Source organism: Pedobacter lusitanus (assembly GCF_040026395.1).
GTDB lineage: Bacteria > Bacteroidota > Bacteroidia > Sphingobacteriales > Sphingobacteriaceae > Pedobacter > Pedobacter lusitanus.
Genome location: NZ_CP157278.1, coordinates 700960 through 721124, shown reverse-complemented (window position 1 = coordinate 721124; position 20165 = coordinate 700960). Strand labels below are relative to the sequence as shown.

15 protein-coding genes are annotated in these 20165 nt (G+C 37.6%); 3 read left to right on the top strand and 12 right to left on the bottom strand.

Annotation, left to right across the window (positions count from 1 at the left end; genetic code table 11):
- Positions 1 to 342: 342 nt before the first annotated feature.
- Positions 343 to 573, top strand: a complete 231-nt coding sequence (locus PL_RS03265) for a hypothetical protein (RefSeq protein ID WP_041878810.1) — start codon at positions 343 to 345, stop codon at positions 571 to 573.
- Positions 574 to 618: 45 nt separating this feature from the next.
- Here the strand turns inward: PL_RS03265 and PL_RS03260 are convergent, their stop codons facing one another.
- From PL_RS03260 to PL_RS03205, 12 genes are all read right to left on the bottom strand, one after another.
- A complete protein-coding gene (locus PL_RS03260; protein WP_041878808.1) occupies positions 619 to 1950 on the bottom strand; it encodes a TlpA family protein disulfide reductase in 1332 nt (443 codons plus the stop codon).
- 37 nt (positions 1951 to 1987) lie between these two features.
- A complete protein-coding gene (locus PL_RS03255) occupies positions 1988 to 3376 on the bottom strand; it encodes a RagB/SusD family nutrient uptake outer membrane protein (protein ID WP_041878806.1) in 1389 nt (462 codons plus the stop codon).
- Positions 3377 to 3386: 10 nt separating this feature from the next.
- On the bottom strand, positions 3387 to 6866 hold the full coding sequence (locus PL_RS03250) for a SusC/RagA family TonB-linked outer membrane protein (RefSeq protein WP_348620982.1): 3480 nt from the start codon (positions 6864 to 6866) through the stop codon (positions 3387 to 3389).
- Positions 6867 to 7096: 230 nt separating this feature from the next.
- Positions 7097 to 8245 carry a FecR family protein gene (locus PL_RS03245; RefSeq protein ID WP_041878804.1) on the bottom strand — a complete coding sequence of 383 codons (1149 nt, stop codon included), beginning with the start codon at positions 8243 to 8245 and terminating at the stop codon, positions 7097 to 7099.
- 121 nt (positions 8246 to 8366) lie between these two features.
- Positions 8367 to 8939, bottom strand: coding sequence for an RNA polymerase sigma factor (locus tag PL_RS03240; RefSeq protein ID WP_041878802.1), 573 nt, complete (start codon positions 8937 to 8939; stop codon positions 8367 to 8369).
- A 106-nt stretch (positions 8940 to 9045) separates the two neighbouring features.
- A complete protein-coding gene (locus PL_RS03235) occupies positions 9046 to 10131 on the bottom strand; it encodes an AI-2E family transporter (protein WP_041878800.1) in 1086 nt (361 codons plus the stop codon).
- 455 nt (positions 10132 to 10586) lie between these two features.
- Positions 10587 to 11954, bottom strand: a complete 1368-nt coding sequence (locus PL_RS03230) for a DUF3526 domain-containing protein (protein ID WP_082035826.1) — start codon at positions 11952 to 11954, stop codon at positions 10587 to 10589.
- A gap of 1 nt (position 11955) precedes the next feature.
- Positions 11956 to 13401, bottom strand: coding sequence for an ABC transporter permease (locus PL_RS03225; protein ID WP_041878798.1), 1446 nt, complete (start codon positions 13399 to 13401; stop codon positions 11956 to 11958).
- A gap of 2 nt (positions 13402 to 13403) precedes the next feature.
- Entirely contained in the window at positions 13404 to 15908 is a 2505-nt protein-coding gene (locus PL_RS03220; RefSeq protein ID WP_052496079.1) for a TonB-dependent siderophore receptor, read from the bottom strand.
- A 14-nt stretch (positions 15909 to 15922) separates the two neighbouring features.
- Positions 15923 to 16618, bottom strand: coding sequence for an ABC transporter ATP-binding protein (locus PL_RS03215; RefSeq protein ID WP_041878796.1), 696 nt, complete (start codon positions 16616 to 16618; stop codon positions 15923 to 15925).
- A gap of 538 nt (positions 16619 to 17156) precedes the next feature.
- Entirely contained in the window at positions 17157 to 17948 is a 792-nt protein-coding gene (locus PL_RS03210) for an MBL fold metallo-hydrolase (protein WP_041878792.1), read from the bottom strand.
- Positions 17949 to 18145: 197 nt separating this feature from the next.
- A complete protein-coding gene (locus PL_RS03205) occupies positions 18146 to 18706 on the bottom strand; it encodes a DUF4142 domain-containing protein (RefSeq protein ID WP_041878790.1) in 561 nt (186 codons plus the stop codon).
- 138 nt (positions 18707 to 18844) lie between these two features.
- Between PL_RS03205 and PL_RS03200 the strand changes: the two genes are divergently transcribed.
- Together PL_RS03200 and PL_RS03195 are read left to right on the top strand one after the other, a co-directional pair.
- Positions 18845 to 19486, top strand: coding sequence for a LysE family translocator (locus PL_RS03200; protein ID WP_041878788.1), 642 nt, complete (start codon positions 18845 to 18847; stop codon positions 19484 to 19486).
- Between the two features lie 53 nt (positions 19487 to 19539).
- Positions 19540 to 20118: a hypothetical protein gene (locus PL_RS03195; RefSeq protein WP_041878786.1), complete on the top strand. Its 579-nt coding sequence runs from the start codon at positions 19540 to 19542 to the stop codon at positions 20116 to 20118.
- Positions 20119 to 20165 lie beyond the last annotated feature (47 nt).

The window sequence follows — 20165 nt, the reverse complement described above, 5'->3', positions numbered from 1 at the left end:
GTTATTTTTTAGTCAAGGGGACACCTCAATGTGACGGGATGACTCTATGTGCTATCTATGCAGATAGTATACCTGATTGTATTCCTGCATGTCCAGAATTAACGCCCGAATTGAAGAAAGCAATTAAAAGAGCTATGAAAGGTAAAATCACTAAAGGTGTTACGCTTTTACGGCAAATTCGATAATAGAAACTAAATTAATTACGGGGTGTATGACCCTAGTTACCAGAGTTATTATCGGTTAATTTAGTAATGTTATTTAAAGGGGGAAACCGAAAATCCTGTAATAGAGTAGGTAATAAAATAAAGTTTATGCTTTTTGATTTATAAAAGCGTTAAGATTATGCCATGGTTCACTTATAATTATCCAGGAGCAGTTAATGATCCAAACAGTTATTCTTTATCAACAGATGTACCTTCCTGCTCGGGAGATTCGTTATGTGGGATTTATGCTAATTCAACGGCGACTACTCCTCCAAAGCCAGTAATCACTGATTCCCTGAAAGCTGCAATTGCAAATGCTAATAATGGTCAGATTACGCCAGGTGTTACCGTATTACGTCCTACACCATAATTAATTGAAATTTCATCCGTATACCAATTGGTATACGGATGAAATTTATTTTTCGGAAAGAATGAATAAATCTATTTCTTTTTCTTCTTCTTTAAAATCTAATCCATACCGCTGAAGCTCTCTTTTTATACTAGGAATGTCATTCCAGGAAGCTTTTAAGTCTAAATCAACCATGTTTTGATAATTGGTGTTATCAAAAACAGGTGGGTTACCAAAGATACTATTCATCCAGTAAACCAGATTAGTCAGGGAAAAATTTCTTAGTTTTTTTACTGGTTGATCAACAATGAATTCAGTTTGTTCATTTAGAGGTTTTGGTAGATCTGTTAATGTCGTTTTAACTAATGACAAACATTTTATCTTACGCTTTTCCCATCTGCCTTGTAAATTAAGAAGTCGGTCCAGATCTTTTATCATTTGCTGATATTGTTTTTTCTTCTCCAGATTTATATCAGCAGATAAGCATTCATATGATATGAAATTTTTGCGATTCCATTCTTCACGATAATTTTTGTCATTATATATATATAAATCGGGTTTTTTCACCTCTAGTTTAAGTTGTGTCGGTGTAATGCCACCAAAATTCCCGGCACCTCCACTTAAGGAACTGGGAATTTGATCAATATGTATAAGTTCGCTCCATAAAGCTTGGTAAGCTCTAAGTATTGAGTAATTTAATATATAATTTCTCCTTGTTTTATTTATAGAATCAATGACTACTGCTATTTTTGGTGTTGCTCCAGTTTGATATCCGGTAACTGCAGTATAGGTAAGGGCATGAGAGCTTTTTAGCTCTGTTTCCTGCCTCGCTTTATTTAATATAGGTTTTGAATAGTCATATATTAAGTAGTCATCTTTTACTGGCCAGTCAATGGTCTCTCCATTTAAAATTCTTTGAATATTTTTAGAGTCAACATATTGCCCATCAGTAATTCCAATTACTCTATTTTTGTAAATCCAGACTTCATGTGGCAAAGTCCGATGTCTGAACCATCTTGATAAAGTCTTATCTTCTGCAACTGAAGGCAGTGCATAACCTTTTTTATTTAAAAATTTCGTTACTACACTAACAGATTCATAATTTACTGGTAATATTTTAATGAGATGTCCGAATTTTCTCTGTAAAGAATCCATTTTAGGTAGCGCTTCGACACAAGCACCGCAGGTTGTCGCCCAAAAATCAATCAATAACAGCTGGTTTTTAAATTCTGAAGTTTTTACGGAAGACTTATTATTATTTATAATTTTAGTCACCAGAATTTCAGGAACAAGATCTCCGACCTTAAGATTAACAGGAGAATGTATATTCTTCTGTTGAGAAAAAGCACATATGCTCAGATGTGTGAAAATTAAAATTAGTTTTAATGATGATTGCATAATTAATCCAGATTAGTCTTGGTGATGTTTTATATAGTTAACGTGGATTTTGTGGATAGCCAGTTGTGTTGATAACTCCTTGAGGTATCAACAGTACGTAACGCAGATCGTTTGGAGGTAATACATAGGTAGTACCATTATTAGTGCGGCTCAATGTTGTTTGAAATCTGGTGTCTTTGTTTAGCCTTCGCAAATCTGACCATCTTATAGATCTAAATAATAATTCCTTTCTACGTTCTTGAAGAATCTTAGTCAAAGCATCGTCAGCATTAATTGCTGTCATATTGGTATAGGGGCTTGCATATCGAAATCTCAATAAAGTATTTAAATCTGCCATGGCAAGTGTAGTATTTCCTGCTCTTGCATAACTTTCCGCACGTATCAAATAGACTTCGTCTGTAGCTAATCCGTTGAAGAAGGTGGAAATGGTAACAGGCTCATAGTTACCAGTGAATCTGAATCCTCCGGTAGCTGTTTTAAAGAAAACTTGTTTCCGGAGATCCTGAGTAGAATAAGAATTGTATAAATCTGTATTTACTTTAGCTCTGCTTGGTGTTAATGGACCGCTGGAAATAGTTAGCGTTTGGAAAATTACTTCACTATTAAAACGTGAAAAAGGAGTTAAGGAGGTTTTACTAATCGCTGGTGAATTATAATCCATCAAAGTTGAATATAACTTCAGGCATTCATCGGCCATTTTGCCAGCATTCACATAATCTTCCATAGCCAGGTATGTTCTGGCCAATCCTGCATAAGCAGCAGCTCTGTTTGGCCTGGTTTTAATTGTACTTGTAGCAGGTAATAATGCAATAGCATCCTGATAATCTGCAATTATTCTCTCATATGTCTTTTGAACTGTACCACGATCATATTTATCTTCCACTGCTGTAGTAATGCGAATTGGTATACCCAGATCCTGTCCCGCTGTATTTGCATTATATGGTTTTGTATACAATTGAGCTAACTGGAAATAAACATACGCCCTATAGAATAATGCAGAACCTTTAAGATTATTAAAAGTTTGCTGATCAAGTGTACCTGCTTCAGGTGTGTTTAGTGTTTCTAAGATGAGATTAGCATTATAAACAATTTTATATGGATTAGACCAATATCCAACAACACTTCCTGGTGCAGTTCTTTGTGCGTCAGTTTTCCAGAGATATAAATTTTGCTCATCTGGTACAGATAATGTATTGAAGTTTGCATCAAGTAAAAAATAATTATCTGATGAAATTTCGCCATCACAAGGGTAATTCGTATTCATGGTATCATAATCATCTAAAAGGCCCTGTAAATCAGAAACAGATATTTTTGAGATATTACTTGTTGGTTTTGCATCCAAAAATTTCTTACAGGAATAATTTAAGGTGATAATAAACACAAACAGGATTACAGATGCTGACTGTTTTATATAATTTATATTCATGATCATTAGTTTAAAAGTTAGTGCTTAATCCAAATGAAATAGTGCGGGGTGAAGGGTATCCAGAGGATATATCTGGGTCGATTCCTTTTTTATTTGCACGCCAGATGATTCCAATATTGCTAACATTGGCATAAATTTTACAATTTTGTAGTCCTTTAATTTTTTTGATGGTATACCCAGCTGTAATATCCTGTAGACGTATGTGATCACCTTTTTCAATTACTGCGGCAGAATAATTATAAAAATTATCCCGGTTTGGATCAGCTGGATAAATCATTGAAGGTACATTTGTTCTAGTCTCATCTCCGGGTTTCTGCCAGTGGTTGGAAAATTCTGCATCTCCATAATTAGCAAAATAAAGATTAGTATAACTCAATCCCTGTCTTTTAATGAAATAATCAAATTTATAACTAATATTAGCTGACAGACTAAAATTACGGTATACAAATTCATTTCTAAGATTCCCGAAATACAAAGGGATAGCGGAGCCAAAATATTGTAAATCAGATACTTTTCCGTTGAAAATTGCCTCGTAATCTTTACTGACCTGACCATTGATGTAACCACGCGGGTCTCCATTAGCAGGATCAAGTCCGGCAGAAGGATATGCAAAAACGGCATAAGCATCTTTACCCTCTATTGGATTTATAGTTCCGGCCAATATCACGTAAGTGGAGGCATTTGATTGCTGTAGCAAGTATCGTGTTACAATGCTTCTATTATAACTGAAATTAAAAGCACTGTTCCATTGAAAATAACCTGATTTTAAGTTGATGGAGTTTAAACGAAGATCTACTCCCTTACCATGCAGATTTGCAGTGTTATAAGTCTGAGAAGTAAACCCTGTTGTTGGATCGACAGGTGCATCGGCAAGGATATCCGTAGAACGTTTATCATAGTATTCAATGCTACCGCTTAATCTGTTATTTTTTGAACTAAAATCCAGTCCAAAGTTTAACATTCTAACTTTTTCCCAGCGTAAGTCCGGATTTGGGAGATTTGTACCTCTGGCATAAGGTAATTGGGTAAGTGTGCTAACGCCTTGATTAATAACAGCGAAAGCAGGAACGCCAGTAATTGTATTTCCACTAAATCCATAAGTAGTCCTGAATTTTAAATAAGGTAATAATTCGGACTTGTAAAAAGGTTCATTGGAGATATTCCAGCTCGCACCAGCAGACCATAATGGATTGCCTTTTCTGTTAGTGACAGTTCCAAAAACGTTTGATGCATCTTTTCTGGCACTGGCAGATATAACATAACGATTATTATAAGTATAAGATGCATTTGCAAATATTGACGTAAATCTGTTGTCAGAACTTCCAAATGATGCTCCGTACGGTATTTGACCGGTGCCACCATAATATAAAGGAATTTGCGTATTTAAATAGTCAACAGTTGAAAATGTTTTTGTATTGGGATTGTACCCATAATGAACACCTTCATTATTGACTTCTCCATAGTTTTCCCTGACTTCAGCTCCGGCGATAGCCACCAATTGATGTTTATTATTCCAAGTTTTATTTGCATTAAACTGACCACGAAGAATTTGTGCCGTGGTTCTGCCATGTACTGGTGTGTAAATTCCTCCTGTTGGTATTGCTCTGCTGAAATTAACAGGGTTAGTGAAAATGTTAATTCTATCTCTGACAAAATAAGAGTCGGCATCATAAATACTAGCTGCATTAGTATTTGTTGTTTGATATTGATATTTTATATCTGTAGAAAAGATGGGATTTATGGTGTAGGTTGTTCCCAGGTTAAAAATCACATCCTCACTTTTACTTTGATTAGATGATTTATTTATATCTTCTAATGGTTTGTAGTGCCAATTCAATAGATTAGGGTTACTGTTTAAACTATTCAAATAATCCAGATTATAAATATAACCTGGCTCTGCTGGGTTCCCCTGGTCATCGGTTAATCTTGCATAAGGGTAAATAGCTGATAAGAATCCGGCTCTATAATCTATGGTACTGTTACCTGCAATATCACGTGTCCTGGTTTGTGTAAACAATAAGCCAGTTTGTACTTCAAGTCCCTTGAATGGTTTAAAATTATAGTCCGAGCGCAAGGTGACTCTATCATACTTAGAAGTCACAAGGCTATTTAAATTATGATCAAATCCACCAGAAATAAAATAATTAGACTGCTTCGTACCACCACTAAGACTTAAAGCATATTGTTGGTTAAATTGATTTCTGTAAACAGATCTTTTATAATCATTTCTCACATCATACTGACGTAATGCATCTATCTGTGCATTAGCTTGTGCATTTGTTATTGTGCCAGCAGTTTGTTTGGCAAGAATACTAACTACCGGAGTAACAAACGCCGGATATGGGCTTGTATTACTGATCTTATCATCATAAAAATGCTGTGCATATAAGAACTTTTCTACATCAATAAAATCAGAACTGGTAATTTGAGGAATGTAAAACAAATCTGGTTTTGCTGATACAGTGAAATTTGTATTGAAAGAAACATTCAATGGTTTATCATACCGTCCTTTTTTTGTAGTAATAACTATAACCCCGTTACCGGCTCTTGCACCCCAGATTGAAGCGGCGGCAGCATCTTTAAGTATGGTAATATCTTCTACGTCGTTTGGATTAATATTGTTGACATCTCCTTCATAAGCAATATTATCGAGTACAACTAATGGCCTTGCACCAGACAGACTACTAAGACCGCGAATTGTTAAGTTGGCAACTGGATCCGAACCGTTGGGTAGTTTCGCAACTGTGAGATTATTATATAAGGCTGGAACTGTTCCATTAAGTCTTGAAATTATATCTGTACTTGTAATCCTGTTAAACAACTGATTATCTACCTTTTCAAAACTACCGGTCGCTCTTTCTTTCGGAATCTTCTGATAACCGGTACTCACTACAGTAACTCCTTCCAGTTCTCCTGATACAGGCTCCATTCTCACAACCAGATCAGCTCCGGAAACCCTGACTTCCCTGGTTTTATAACCCACATATGAAATTACCAGTATTGCAGAATTGCCAGGAACCCTGAGCGAAAACCTACCATTACTACCGCTGACAGCCGCTATTCTGGTGCTATCTTCTTTTAATTTGATGGTTGCTCCGGGCAGGGCCTGACCTTTTTCGTCCAATACTATACCTGTCACTATTATATCTTTTAAAGTCCCCTGGATTAGAGCATATCTATTTTCCAGAGATGAACTTTCTTTTCTGGACACTACAATAGCAGTGTTTTTTATTTCATACCTAACAGGCTGATCTAGGAATATCTGTTTCAATACCTCTTCCAACGGAGCGTCTTTAACCGTAATAGAAACAGGTTTTGTGTCCTTCAGCATAGACTTGGTGCATAAAAAGTCAAGACCACTCTGGATCCTTATTTTTTCAAAAACAGTATACAAGGATGTGTTCCTCTCAGACAGTGTAATTCTTTGTGCAAAAGAACTTGCACTTACCTGCATGATAGCTGTGATCAGAATGATGGTGGTTAACCTCATAATCAACAGTAATTTATGTATGTGACGCGCTGGTACACATAATTTTTTTGTGTAAAAACTGTACATTTGTTTAGTTTGGTTTTAAGCATTGCACCTTTTCATTAACAAGATGGGGCAGGGGCATTGCGGTTTGCTGATCTATTTGATTAGTTTAAGACAATTCCAGACTTTAGTCATCCCGACTGCAATCGGGATGATTTTTTTTGGATTACCTTTTATAGTAATTATTATTACATAACTGTAATCCTCCTTCCTTCAACTTTAAAATGAACTGTTTTAGTAGATTCCAGTAAATCCAGCACTTCTGAGATATTCTTAAACCGGGAAATTGTCCCCCTATACTCTTCATCAGAAATTCTGCCCTGATAATGAACGTCAACATTATACCACCTACTGATTTTTAACATTACAGTCTTTATGTTTTCGTCGTTAAACTTAAAATATCCGTTTTTCCAGGACACCGCTTCCTCGGTATCAGCCTCCCTTATTTTCAGGTTACTGTTGATCAGTACCGATTGCTGATCAGGTTTCAGTACTACGGCATTATCTTTGGATAAGCTTATCCGATTACCTTCAAAAGAACCAGGTGTTACCCGAACAGAACCTTCCAGTAAAGTAGTGCTGGTATTTCCTTCTTCCTTATAACTTTTGATATTAAAATGAGTACCTAAAACTTCCACCTGCTGTTTATCCGTCATTACAATAAAAGGTTTTATTTTATTTTTTGATACTTCAAAGTAGGCTTCGCCGCTAAGCTCAACTTTACGTTCCTTCATGGCAAACTGTATCGGATACTTTAAAGAAGAAGCGGCGTTAAGCCATACTTTGGTTCCGTCGGGCAGAATAATCTGATATTGACCACCTCTGGGAGTTTCAATCGTATTGTAATTATTTTCAGTTTTGGCGGATGCCCCGGAAGAAGAAACATCATAAACAAGTTGGCCATCAGCGGTTTTGGTTATCTTTATACCTGCCTGTACTGCCAGTTCTCCGTTGGCAGATTCGTTTAAAATTATCCGTTTACCGTTTGATAAAGTAAGATAGGCTTTATTGCTGCCTGGTATGACTGTATTGGTAGCTGATATCAGAGACGATTTAAGATTTGTTCGGTTATAAAAATACAGGCCAGTCCCAACAGAAGCAATTATCATTGCAGCAGCAGCAATATGTAACCATGAAAATTTTGATATAACATTATATTTTAATGGCAATTGACTACGCAGATACTGTATGCTTTCCTCAATAGTTTCCTCATCAGGTTCAGTATTATTTTTTGAGCCCTGGTTGATATACCAGGTTTCGAGTTTTGCTTTATGCTCCGCACTAAGTGTACCTGCTTTATATTTTTTTAACAATTCGATAATCTCCTGTTTATCCATAGCTCCGCAATGTAAAAGACATATTTGCTTTTTATACTGCTAAGACGGCTAAGTATAATCTCCGTCATAGATGAATGTTAAAAAAAGTTTAAATAATTTTTAATACTATGTTAATGAAGTGTTATACAAAAGGAATAATACTAAGTAAGGAACTGATTTTCAGCTTCAATTTGCGGACTGCATTGTATACCTGCTGCCTGGCTGTCTGATCAGTAATATTAAGCTGCTCAGCAATTTCTTTATAACTCAGCTCTTCCTTTCTGCTTAACAGGAATATTTGGCGCATTTTTTCCGGTAAGGCCTGAATTTCTTTTTCAATAAGAACTGCCAACATTTTTTCCCTCACCTGATAATCAGTTACACTATAATCCTGATCCATAAAGTTACTAACTGATTCAATGTATCGTGAAACAACCTTTTGATGGGAAATCATATCAAATATACGGTTCCTGACCGAAGCATATAAATAGGCAGAAAGCGAAGTCTGAAATACAATATCTTCCTTTTTTACCCATAGCAAAAGAAAAACATCCTGCACAACATCATTAGCTTCATCATGCACGGAAAGGAAACGATAAGCATGTCTTAACAGAACTTCTGAGTAGCGTTCAAAGATCTCAGTATAGGCATAACTATTCCCCTCCTTTAAAAGGTTTGTCAATTCGTTATCAGTAAGATGACTGAATCCGGACATAGTTAATACAAACCTATAAATATATTTTTATATAAATATATTTATAGGTGTAATTCATCATTATGGTTAATTTTTTACGTCGGATTTTAAAAATGATCAGCCTTATTTATTCCTGATAAAGAATATTATCAATTCTTTGTTCCATCTGAGGGTCTTCAGCGAATTTCTGCAAATAAAACTCTTCATAATATGCCTTGATGATTGCTGCCATGGGCGCGGCAAGTAAAGCACCCATTAGGCCGAATGCTGTAGTCATCGCCAGTAGCAAAAAGAGCAAAGATACCGGATGTATGTTCATCGTTGAAGATCTTAATTTTGGCATCACAAAATCTGAAATAAGCTCGTTTAAAAGCAGGAAAAAAACAAGACACCAGAATGCTGTAACCGGGCTTACAGATAAAGCAACAAGGGTAGGAGGAATAGCCATGAGGTAAAAACCTATTTTAGGGATTAACTCTGAGAAAAAAGCCAGTGCAGCCCAGACTAAGGCTCCCGGGACATGCATAACAGTTAAAAATATATAAACCAGCACCGCCTGTATGATACCCCCGATCAGATTCGATTTCATCCATCCGCCCAGCATGACTGAAGTGTGTTGCAATGCTCTTTCTGCTTTTGGGCGTTTTTCCGGATCAAATACGGAAAGATACATCTGAATTACAGGTCTTGGGTTTCCTACAAAGAATATAATCATGGATATAAAAACAATAAATAAAAATATACCGCCAATTACTGTGAAAGAGATGCTCCCTAAACCCAGAACTGTTTTATCCAGTGAAGGAACTGCGGCAGAAATCGACATTCCATCTTGCTGTAACTCTTTGCTAAGCTCCGGATACTTCATCAGGATATGAGAAATATGATTAGAAACACTCTCATAATAACCAGGCAGATTTCCCACTAGTGTATCTATCTGTTCGCTGATATGTGGTACGATTAAAAACCCCAATAATGCGGAGGCAATAAAAATACTTCCCAAAATGATCAGTGCAGCCAGCCAGCGTTTCATCCCTTTTTTCTCCAGCCTGCTTACAGGCTGGTTAATAATCAGCCCCAGCACAATTGCGAAAATGAATAGGATAAAAACACTCATAATCTGGTAAAGGAACCAAAGTAAGATCACCAACCCAAATGTGTACAGGATAACTGAAGTGATAATTTTATAAAGATCTTTTGGCTGCTGATTATTCATTGATTGAGAATTATTTTAAACGCGTTATAATTTCAACATCCTAAAAAAGAGAATGTTTGAACTAATGTTTAATCTGTCTGTTGAGATTTGTGTAAATTTCTGATTATAAGACGGATAGACTTGTGGTGAATGAAGGTAATAAGCTCAGAAAGCAGTCTGAACAGAGCTTAAAAACATGTCTGAACGGAGCGTTTTTAAATGACTGATTATTAGTACGTTATACCTACTTTGTTCAGACATCATTCAGGTGTTGTTCAGAGCCTCTTCAGACAGCGTTCGGCTGGCTTCGAATAAAGGGTGAATCTGAATAGAATAACTTCTTATAAAAGCTCTTTATAAGCCTGAAAGCAAAAGGCTTAATGGCTCATTTCATAAGGAAGAAATAAGTATTAAGCCTTTTAAACCAGTATTGAACTGTCGTGGCAACAGCCATCAACAGGGATGCTTACCAGCCATTATAACAAGCTGGCTCTCTTTTTGAAATTATAAATTCCTGATAGTGCAGGCACAATTGAAAATATGATTAATGAAAGTAGATTTTGCCAGACCTGTTCAGATTTACGATCGGTATAATGTTCAATCCTAAATTGTTTCCAGTTTATATTTTCTGCTTTAGCTTCCTTGAAAATCAGAGGATAAAAGAATAGCCGTACTTTCTCATGATAGGCTTTTAATTTTTGCAGAAATCCGGTGTGTGCCTGCAGGTCAGAACCGGCCAGCTGGTTTAACCCTGACTGCGTCTCTATACCAGGTAAAAGCAGGGTTGTCATATGGGTGAAATGCTGTCTTTGATTGAGTTTTTCCGTAATCCTGGTTGCACTGAAAGCTGCGTCATCGTCTCCCATTTGCTGCATTGCATAATACCAGTACCAGCTGAAAGTCAGTTCTTCCGGAAAAGCATATTGTTTAAATTGTGGATAATGTTTGTAAAACTTATCCATAGTTACACTTTTATCCAGGTCCCACTTTTCATGATAACCTTCCCGCTGTTTCACCACATTTTCCAGCGCTTCAGGAACAGGATATTTCTGTGTTAACCAAACATTCAGCACTGCCGGGGAGACAATATTCAGTGCCACCCAGAAAGCAATCAGACATACTGCATTAAAACTGGATGATTTACCAAGAGAAATCACCCAGAATGATAATGAAAACCAGAAGATCAGGTATAAACTGATCAGGGCTGAAACAAGTATAAAACGTAGATCAGGTGCCAGACTGAGATAAATAGCTGCGCTGATCATTAATATCAGAAAGACCGCAAATACAACAATGATCCTGACTGTTAATTTGCGCCATATGATCCGCATGGGTAGGGTAGATTGTGATCTGATTAGTCCCCATATGCCAGATTCCTGTTCTGCAGAAAGTACATTATAGGTGAAAGCAATAATTACCAGAGGGAATAAAAAGATCATTACGAATGCCAGATCCATATTTCCCATTAACAAAGTAGATGGATTGTTCAGGTCTGTATCATACATCTGGCCTTCTAGACCAAGCATAGTTACTGAGATCAGGTAGGGATTAATATCCCGCTGTCCATTTGCAAAAGCTGCCCAGTTATCAGGAATATTAGCCATTGCAAATTTATTATAATACAATAACAACCCCAGATCTTTTCCAAAATACTTAACATTTTTATCAGTATGTTCCTGCTGCATTTTCCCTGCTTTTTCGATAACAGTCTTTTGTTTGGCAATGAACTGTTTGCCTAAGTAGAGACTGCAAAAACCGCTGATCAGCAGGATCAGTATGCCAAACCTTGCTGCTTTATTGCTGAAAAAAATCTTAAATTCTAATTGATAAATACTTTTAATCATGTTATACGGTTTTAATCCATTTTGATGAAATTGCCAGAATTATTAATATCCCTGCAAACCAGAATAATATAGAAAGAATGGTTCCTGGTTGATTTGCAATTACCCAGCTTACAGGTTTAAAATGATATTGGAAGTCTGGTTGTTCAGCCCAGTGCGCATGGCTGATACTGGCAGCCTTTTCTTTTTCACCAGGTTTTTCATTACTGATGTTATCCATCTGAAGCTGATTCATACGCTGGGCAAGCTGATAGCGATAAGCCTCTGCCTGATCCTGAAAGTCTGCATAAGTTTTAAAATCAGATGCAGTGAGTGCCATAGATAGGTTTTTTATGGCCAGAAAAGGATTGAGGTAACTTGCTGCAACTGCAAAGCTGTTTTGATTTTCAAATGTCTGGTTAAGTTGTTTCTGATGCCGGTTATAAATCCCTGCCGAGATTCTTTCTCCTTCGGCCATGAGATAACCCCCATAATTGAAAGGCAGTTTAGTGACATCGTCAACCTTATATTTTTTGAGCACATCAGCTTTGAATTGTGCATAATGCGGATCATCAGGATTGTGACTATCACCTTCTTTTTGTAAATCAGCTTCTATGGCTGCATTGAATTCAATTTTAGCTGGTGAAGGATAAATTTTCGCACCGATTGCCTGAGTAACTCTGGGTAAGACAAGCGTAAAGAACACCCATAAAACAAGTAAACTGGTTAAAGCAGCTTTTGAGCTCTGATGAAAGGCCGATACCAGTACCGCTATACCTGCGCAAATGATAAAATATAAAGTATAGGCAGCTATAAGTAACAATAAACGCATACCTGAATCTACTGATACCTGCCAGTTACTCAGTGCTGCCCATAAAACAATGGTCAGCAGGATAACCGGAATAAACAGCGTGAAACTTACGCTGATAATTCCCAGCACTTTGCCAAATAGTAATTGGGACCATTTTACACCCTGACATAATAGTATTTTGAGTGTGCCGGCTTCACGTTCCGCAGATATCGTGTTATACCCCAAAAAAAAGATCAGCAGGGGGACAAGAAGCTGCAATACCATAGCTACACTCAATTCGCCAAAACGAAGCATGCCATTTGAAAAGCCCGCTTCGGAAAAATTAACTGTATTTTGTTTATGGGCTTCAAGAAAAATTGATACCCCTGCGAAACTCTCCATTCCAAAATCAAAAAAACTCAGTTCATGTTTATCCCTGAAAACGAGATAACCATAATGAGCCATTCTGTGAGGATGTTTATCGGGTTTGGACAGCCATTTTTGCCGTACTATTTCTTTGTATTTCAGGCGTTGATTATGTTGCGTGTTGAAATTTTGCCAGCCAATAAAAGTGGCCAGCCCTAAAGCCAGTCCTAAAATTACAGTTAGGGCAATGGTTGCCTTATTTTCAAAGGCCATTTTCCATGTGTTGCCAGAAATTATAAATATTGTTTTCATCATGATCAGAATCTGTAGGTGACATTAAACATTACATTTCTTGGTGTTCCGGGGAATAAGCGCAGATAGTTTTGTGCACCCACCCAATAGGTTTTATTAAAGACATTGTTCACATTCATGGCCAGCTGTATCTTTGATTTTGCCGGAGCATAATAGATTGCCGCATCCACAACCGTATATGCAGGTAAGGTGAAATTTCTGATATATAAAGGCAATTTATCTCCGCTGTATTGTATACCGGCGCCAAAGCCTATACCTTTGATAAACCGGTTATCTTTCAGATCATATCTGGTCCAGATACTGCCACTATGTTTTGGCGTATTCTGCACCCGCTGACCAATTAAAGTAACATCATTATCCTGCCTGACGATTGCATCTGTATAGCTGTATCCTGCACTGAATTGCCAGCCTGGTAAAATAAAACCAGATGCTTCCAGTTCTAAACCTCTGCTTCTCTGGGCACCACGCTCAATAAGCAAGTTCACATCTACCGGATCATTTGCATTTAGAAGCAGATTCCGCTGATTAATTTCAAATAGAGATACATTGATCAGGAGTGTTCTGTTTAACCATTCCGACTTAACCCCGATCTCTTTCAGATCACTTTCCAGCGGTTTGTAATGCGTACCCGCAGGTGGTGGAACAATGACTAGCGTAGAGGTGTTTTCCTGTGGCTGATAGCCCTTCAGGTAAGTCCCGTAAACATTGATATCCGGAGTTACCGCATAAGTAATTCCTAATCTTGGCAGCAGTTTTTTTCTTGAAATCTTTTTTTCTGTGCTTAATTTATAATTATTGTAATCATCATACCATTCCTGTCTTAAGCCTACGGTAAGGATCATTTTCTGATACCTGATCTGATCCTGCAGATATAATCCGTTGACAAGGGCATACGCAGGCGGGATCTCAGTTTTGGTGAAAATATAGTCGCTGAGATTACGGATAGTGTATACAGGATTTGCCAGGTTAAAATGATCTGTATTAGGCACCGGTGCATTGATCCCGTTAACTGTTTTGAATAGATAGAGATCCTTTTTGGCCGGATCATATTTCGGGGCTACAGTGCCATCTTTTAAACGATATCCCTGCGCCGAATTCTCGCCGCCACCTCTGTACTTTTGCGTAGTCATAACATCAAAGCCAATTACAATTTTATGCTTTAATACACCGGTAGTTGCATTGATACTAAAATATGTGCTTAGATTATCAGTATTCCATTTTTGCTGTCTCTGTACTGCGCGCATGCCGGCAAGTGTAGGTATTGGCATATTATTTTCGTCCACACCAAACGCATTGGTGGTACGATGTTCCAGCAAATCCTCGGTCCATGCCTGTTTCATATAAGCAACATTGAAAACCACATCTGGAGTAAAAGCATGTGAAAGATTACTCATCAGCATTAAATCCTGACTGTTAAAATAATCGTTGCTGCCACCCATATTAAAGGTAACCGGCGTACTTTTTAAATCGGTTTTACCAGCTATGGCACCAAAGATTGCCTGTCCGCGATCTAACCTTGATTTGCTGTTATTCATTACTAGTTCTACATTAATACTGGTTTTATCATTAGGAACATAGGAGAAGGAAGGAGAGATCAGATAAGCTTTTTTATATTGCAGATCTCTGAAACTTTTGCTGTCCTCATAAGCAGCATTCAGTCTGTACAATAAAGTTTTTTCTTTATTTAACGGTCCTGTAAAATCCAGAGCAGTTCTCATTGTGCTAAAACTACCAGTTGAAATACTGATTTGTTTTCTGTCTTCAGCTAATGGTTTTTTTGTGACCATATTAATACTTCCGCCGGGGTCCACGCTTGAAAAATTTGCACTTGCCGGCCCTTTAATTACTTCTATACGTTCCAGGTTACTGGTCAGTGGCTGATTAAAAAAGTATTGGTGAGTGCGCATGCCATTAATAATTGCACCTTCCTGATTCTGATTAATTCCCCGGATGGCGAACTGATTATAAAAACTGCTTTGAGACACTCCCGGTACATGTTTAACTACATCCGCCAGTGTAGCTGCCTGTCTGTCGGCAATCAGTTCTTTAGACACGGTTGATATGGCCTGGGGAATATCTTTATTTAGGGTCGCTATTTTGGTGGCAGAGAATGAATAATCACTAAAATATTTTTTAGCTGTCGTCCCAATGATTTCCACCGTTTGAAGTTCTTCATCCGAATCAGCAAGTACAATGCTGTTCAATATGATTTCCGGTATTCCGGTAATCTGATATACTTTGCTGCAGGTCTGAAATCCAATGGCACTTAGTGTTACCAGATAACTACCTGACTTTGGTAAAATCAGTTGAAATCTGCCTGAAGTATCACTCGATGTATTTAATATATCTTTTCCGTTTTTGAATCGGATATTGACTTGTTTAAGGGGGGCGTGTTGCTCCGAAACTACATTTCCGGTCACTTTTATCTGAGCGATACCCTGTAGATTAAATAGAAAAATGATGCCGGAAATTAAAAAAGTTCTGCATATAAGCGTAGAGAATAAATTCATTTATAATGGTGATCTTAAATAGTTTGTAAGTATAATTTTTGCAGGTCACCTGCATTGATATCATCAGCGTTTATCGTATGAATAAGCTGTCCTTTGCGCATAATACCGATATGAGTACCTACGTTTACTGCGTTGAAAATATCGTGAGTAGCCATCAGGATAGATTTACCTTGTTTGCCCAGATCTTTCACCAGTCTGGTAAATTCATCAGTTGCTTTAGGATCCAGGCCACTTGTAGGTTCATCCATCAGGATAACATCTGCATTTTTTGCTAAAGCAATAGCGATTCCCACTTTCTGACGCATTCCTTTACTAAAACCAGACAGGTTTTTCAGATGGGCTTCATTTTGTAATCCGCATTGGGACAGGAAATCAGAGAGATGAGCTTTGTTATAAGAAAAACCGGCCAGCCGGCTAAAATAATCTAGGTTATCTATTGCAGAAAGATTTCCGTAAAGCATAACCACTTCTGGGATATAAGCCAGGTATTTGCGCGTATCAGCAGCACCAGGTTTAACTTCCTGATTATTGATCATGATTTTACCGGATGTCGGGGTAATAAATCCAAGGAAAAGATTAATTGTCGTTGTTTTACCAGCACCGTTTTGTCCTAACAGACAAAATACTTCTCCGGGATTTACCTGAAGATTAAGGTTATCCAGGGCTATATGTTCCTGATAATTTTTGGATAATGAAATGGCCTGCAGCATGAGAAAAAATATAGAATACAGGAATATGCATTCCTGATGGATGGATGGATGGATGGATGGATGGATGGATGGATAAATTTTTAAGAATAGGAGGGATTACCGGGATTTTATCCTGGAAATACAGTGTCAGCTGTAAAAACAGGCGGACCTTTATTGGCACATTTCAAGATAAAGCAGGAGCTGGATTGTAAAAGGAAATGCCAATCCTGTTTTTGGAGCAGTTGAGTGATTAAAACAGCTATTTGCTTTTCAGGGAGATAGAAATGTGGTGACTGATGTTTAACCACCTCACATAATTTACATTTTTTCTCTAGTGAGGAATAATGCTTTTTATCCGGGTTCTGATCAGCACTTTGGTTTATTGTGGCACCAGAGTGCTGATGAAATGCCTCTGTTACAGGGATATTTATAAAAATCAGCAACAGAAATATTGCTCCGATTCTGGAAAATATCTGTTTATTAAGTTGCTGTTTACGTCGCATAGATGCAACAAAGTTACAATTATTATGCTAAATACAAAGTGTAATTGGCTACAGGATCACTTATAGATCTTTAAATACCTTTCCATAGAAAATTGCATGATCTGCTGTGCGTCTTTTCTAAGATAATGTCCAAATGCTCCATACATCCGGTTATAGTCAAAATCTTTTAAGGATTTTTGGATATAAAGGACGTCCTTTTGTGCCAGAGGGATATAGTTAGGATAGCTGTACATGACAGAAACTGATTTTAAATCAGGACAGATCTGAATCACATCACCAACCAATAATATATCTTTGTAATGTAGTACAGTTGCCCCGTCAAAATGGCCTCCACAGTTGATCAGGGTAATATCTTCTCTGATCAGTTTTTGTTCTTCATCCCATAAAACCAGGTTAAAGTCAGTTCTTCCCAGCCATTCTTTATCTTTTTTGTGGATATAAACAGGAACATTACCAAAGGCTTTGCTCCATTTTTCTACTGTAGAATAATAATGAGGATGTGAGATAGCGATAGCATCAATTCCACCTATTTTGCCGATCAGGTCAATAGTCGTTTCATCCAGATTGGCAATACAGTCCCAAAGGATATTACCCTGAGGAGTAATCAACAAATGTGCTCTCTGTCCGATGGCAAAAGAAGGCGTGGAATAAATAGCATATATTTCGGGCGCTACTTTTTCTATGATGTTTTTGTACGATTTGTTAACCTGAGTTAAAGTAGTCCAGCTTTGTCCTTTAGGATTCACATACTGCCGTTCATCTTCACATATTTTACAATGCTGAGGCGGAGTTGGGGCAGGTGCATATTCCACACCGCAGGTACTGCATAAAAATGGCTGGTTTTCCATAGCTGTTTTGTCAATTATTTTCTTCAGCGTCTCTTGTGATAGTGGTGGTCAGGAAACAGTGATCTTATCAAAACTATTCATTGATATTGATATTCCCAAAGAAAACAAATGTGTATTTAGTATAAAAATTAAGTCCTGAAGCACAGCAGGGGATAAATTATATCCGCTGCTGTGTGCTGACTTTCTTAAGCCATTTATTAACTTGTTTTCATTTTGCGATGCAGATGCCGGCTTAGATAATTACCCTCATCGAGATGTCTTCTGAATACAGGTAAATGTTTATCTGCAAATGATGATATGGCAGTATCGCGGGCCATTGCCATATTGGTTAATAAAGCGATAGCCTGATTATGACTATCAGTGATCATTGATAAATACTCTTTGTCAAAATCTGCCCGTCCAGACTGTTGTAATGTAGTGTAAGAGTTATCAGAATCAATGGTTACCGAATCCGGCATTTTGATGTTCTTTAATATAGCAAATGGGGCAAGATCCGAATTAGCAAGGATGCATGCATCCATAACCCGGGTGGCGTATTCCCTGACTTTCGAGTTTCGGGATCTTTTTTTTGCGAGCTTTGAAAGACTTAATTCTTTCGCATTGCTGGCTGACATTTGCTTTATAAAATGCTCCGTATTGAGTGAGTCTGCGGGTCGGCATATATAATCTTTATTTTCTGCCGGGGCATTTTCTGTACTGCACATTGCAATGGTACATATTGCTATTGCGATAATAGCATAGTTTCTCAGATTTTCCATAACACATAGATTAAAAAAATTCTAAAAATCAAACAGTATTACAAGCGCTGAATTCAGACGTGAGATTAAAACAACCTATAAAATAAGTGGTTTTGAGATTTTAAAATTAGCTATCTTAGGCATAAATATCTTCCCCTCATGATTGTACAAAAAGAACTATTGGTATTTCTGCTTGCTGCTATTGCTATGGCCATTACTCCGGGGCCTAATATGATTTATCTGATTTCCCGTTCTATCACGCAGGGCAAAAAGGCTGGAATGCTTTCACTTTTAGGTGTAATGTTCGGGTTTTTATTTCATATCATTATGGTGGCTTTTGGACTTACAGCAGTTCTACTGGCAGTTCCATTTTTATTTACTGTTTTAAAAATTTCCGGAGCATTCTATCTGATTTACCTTGCATTTATGGCACTAAAGCCAGGAAGTGAAGGCGTGTTCTCTGTACAAAAAGATTTACCGGAAGATAAGCCTGTTAAGCTCTTCACTATGGGTTTACTGACCAATGTGCTAAATCCGAAAATAGCAGTATTCTATTTATCACTGTTCCCGCAGTTTATCAAACCGGAAGCCGGACATATAATAGCACAGTGTTTCCAGCTGGGTTTTATTCAGATGCTGATCAGTGCATTAATAAACTTTACAGTAATCATGATTGCAGCAAAAGCAGCATTATGGTTTAGTGCAAACCCGGTATGGGTAAGAGTCCAGAAGTGGGTAATGGCAAGTGTACTGATCTCACTTGCGGCCAAAATGCTGCTGACAAAAGCGAAAAACAATTAAACTGTTTTCCAGTTAGTAAAGCTTAGCAGATATTTAATGGGGCTAACAAAGCAGTGGGGTATCTGGTTGTGATCAGCTTTAATGGAAAACCAGTTGGTTTAACATTTGATGCAGACGGAGTATTTAAGAAAGTACTTGAACAAAGAGAAAAACGTGATCTAACGGGTATAGGATGGCATGTGGGAGGCCGGTTTGATGATCGTGACGGACGTCATCGCGACACGATTGCCATTGCAGCCCTGCCTGGAACGATCAGGACTTATTTTACAAATAATTACCCTAAAGATACCCTGCAGCGGGCTTTTGTCAATCGAGACACCAGCTATCCGGTTATTAGCTCGAATACAGGAGTTTTTCTGAATGCGTTTACATCAGCTGGTTTGTTTATTAAAAGAGTACAGTTATATCCCCGTGTAAAATTGATAACCAACATTGGGGCAGGAGCATTGCCTGCTAACATTACAGCGTATTTAAATACAACGTATCCGGCTTATGTATTTAGCAATGCCTGGGATCTGAATCTGAACGGTTCGGTAAAAGGATATCTGGTATTGATTAGTGCTAATTATATTAAGTATGCGGTTGTATTTGATGGCAGTGGGAATTTTGCCGGTAGTATAACGGTAAGATAAGCAAGCAGCTTCTGTGCCTCATGATATTCCTGACAGTACGTTGTGCA

What these genes read in the sequence shown, in the direction of transcription:
- PL_RS03265 (WP_041878810.1), top strand. Translation starts at nt 343, where the DNA reads ATGCCATGGTTCACTTATAATTATCCAGGAGCAGTTAATGATCCAAAC.
- PL_RS03260 (WP_041878808.1), bottom strand. Translation starts at nt 1,950, where the DNA reads ATGCAATCATCATTAAAACTAATTTTAATTTTCACACATCTGAGCATA.
- PL_RS03255 (WP_041878806.1), bottom strand. Translation starts at nt 3,376, where the DNA reads ATGAATATAAATTATATAAAACAGTCAGCATCTGTAATCCTGTTTGTG.
- PL_RS03250 (WP_348620982.1), bottom strand. Translation starts at nt 6,866, where the DNA reads ATGAGGTTAACCACCATCATTCTGATCACAGCTATCATGCAGGTAAGT.
- PL_RS03245 (WP_041878804.1), bottom strand. Translation starts at nt 8,245, where the DNA reads ATGGATAAACAGGAGATTATCGAATTGTTAAAAAAATATAAAGCAGGT.
- PL_RS03240 (WP_041878802.1), bottom strand. Translation starts at nt 8,939, where the DNA reads ATGTCCGGATTCAGTCATCTTACTGATAACGAATTGACAAACCTTTTA.
- PL_RS03235 (WP_041878800.1), bottom strand. Translation starts at nt 10,131, where the DNA reads ATGAATAATCAGCAGCCAAAAGATCTTTATAAAATTATCACTTCAGTT.
- PL_RS03230 (WP_082035826.1), bottom strand. Translation starts at nt 11,954, where the DNA reads ATGATTAAAAGTATTTATCAATTAGAATTTAAGATTTTTTTCAGCAAT.
- PL_RS03225 (WP_041878798.1), bottom strand. Translation starts at nt 13,401, where the DNA reads ATGATGAAAACAATATTTATAATTTCTGGCAACACATGGAAAATGGCC.
- PL_RS03220 (WP_052496079.1), bottom strand. Translation starts at nt 15,908, where the DNA reads ATGAATTTATTCTCTACGCTTATATGCAGAACTTTTTTAATTTCCGGC.
- PL_RS03215 (WP_041878796.1), bottom strand. Translation starts at nt 16,618, where the DNA reads ATGCTGCAGGCCATTTCATTATCCAAAAATTATCAGGAACATATAGCC.
- PL_RS03210 (WP_041878792.1), bottom strand. Translation starts at nt 17,948, where the DNA reads ATGGAAAACCAGCCATTTTTATGCAGTACCTGCGGTGTGGAATATGCA.
- PL_RS03205 (WP_041878790.1), bottom strand. Translation starts at nt 18,706, where the DNA reads ATGGAAAATCTGAGAAACTATGCTATTATCGCAATAGCAATATGTACC.
- PL_RS03200 (WP_041878788.1), top strand. Translation starts at nt 18,845, where the DNA reads ATGATTGTACAAAAAGAACTATTGGTATTTCTGCTTGCTGCTATTGCT.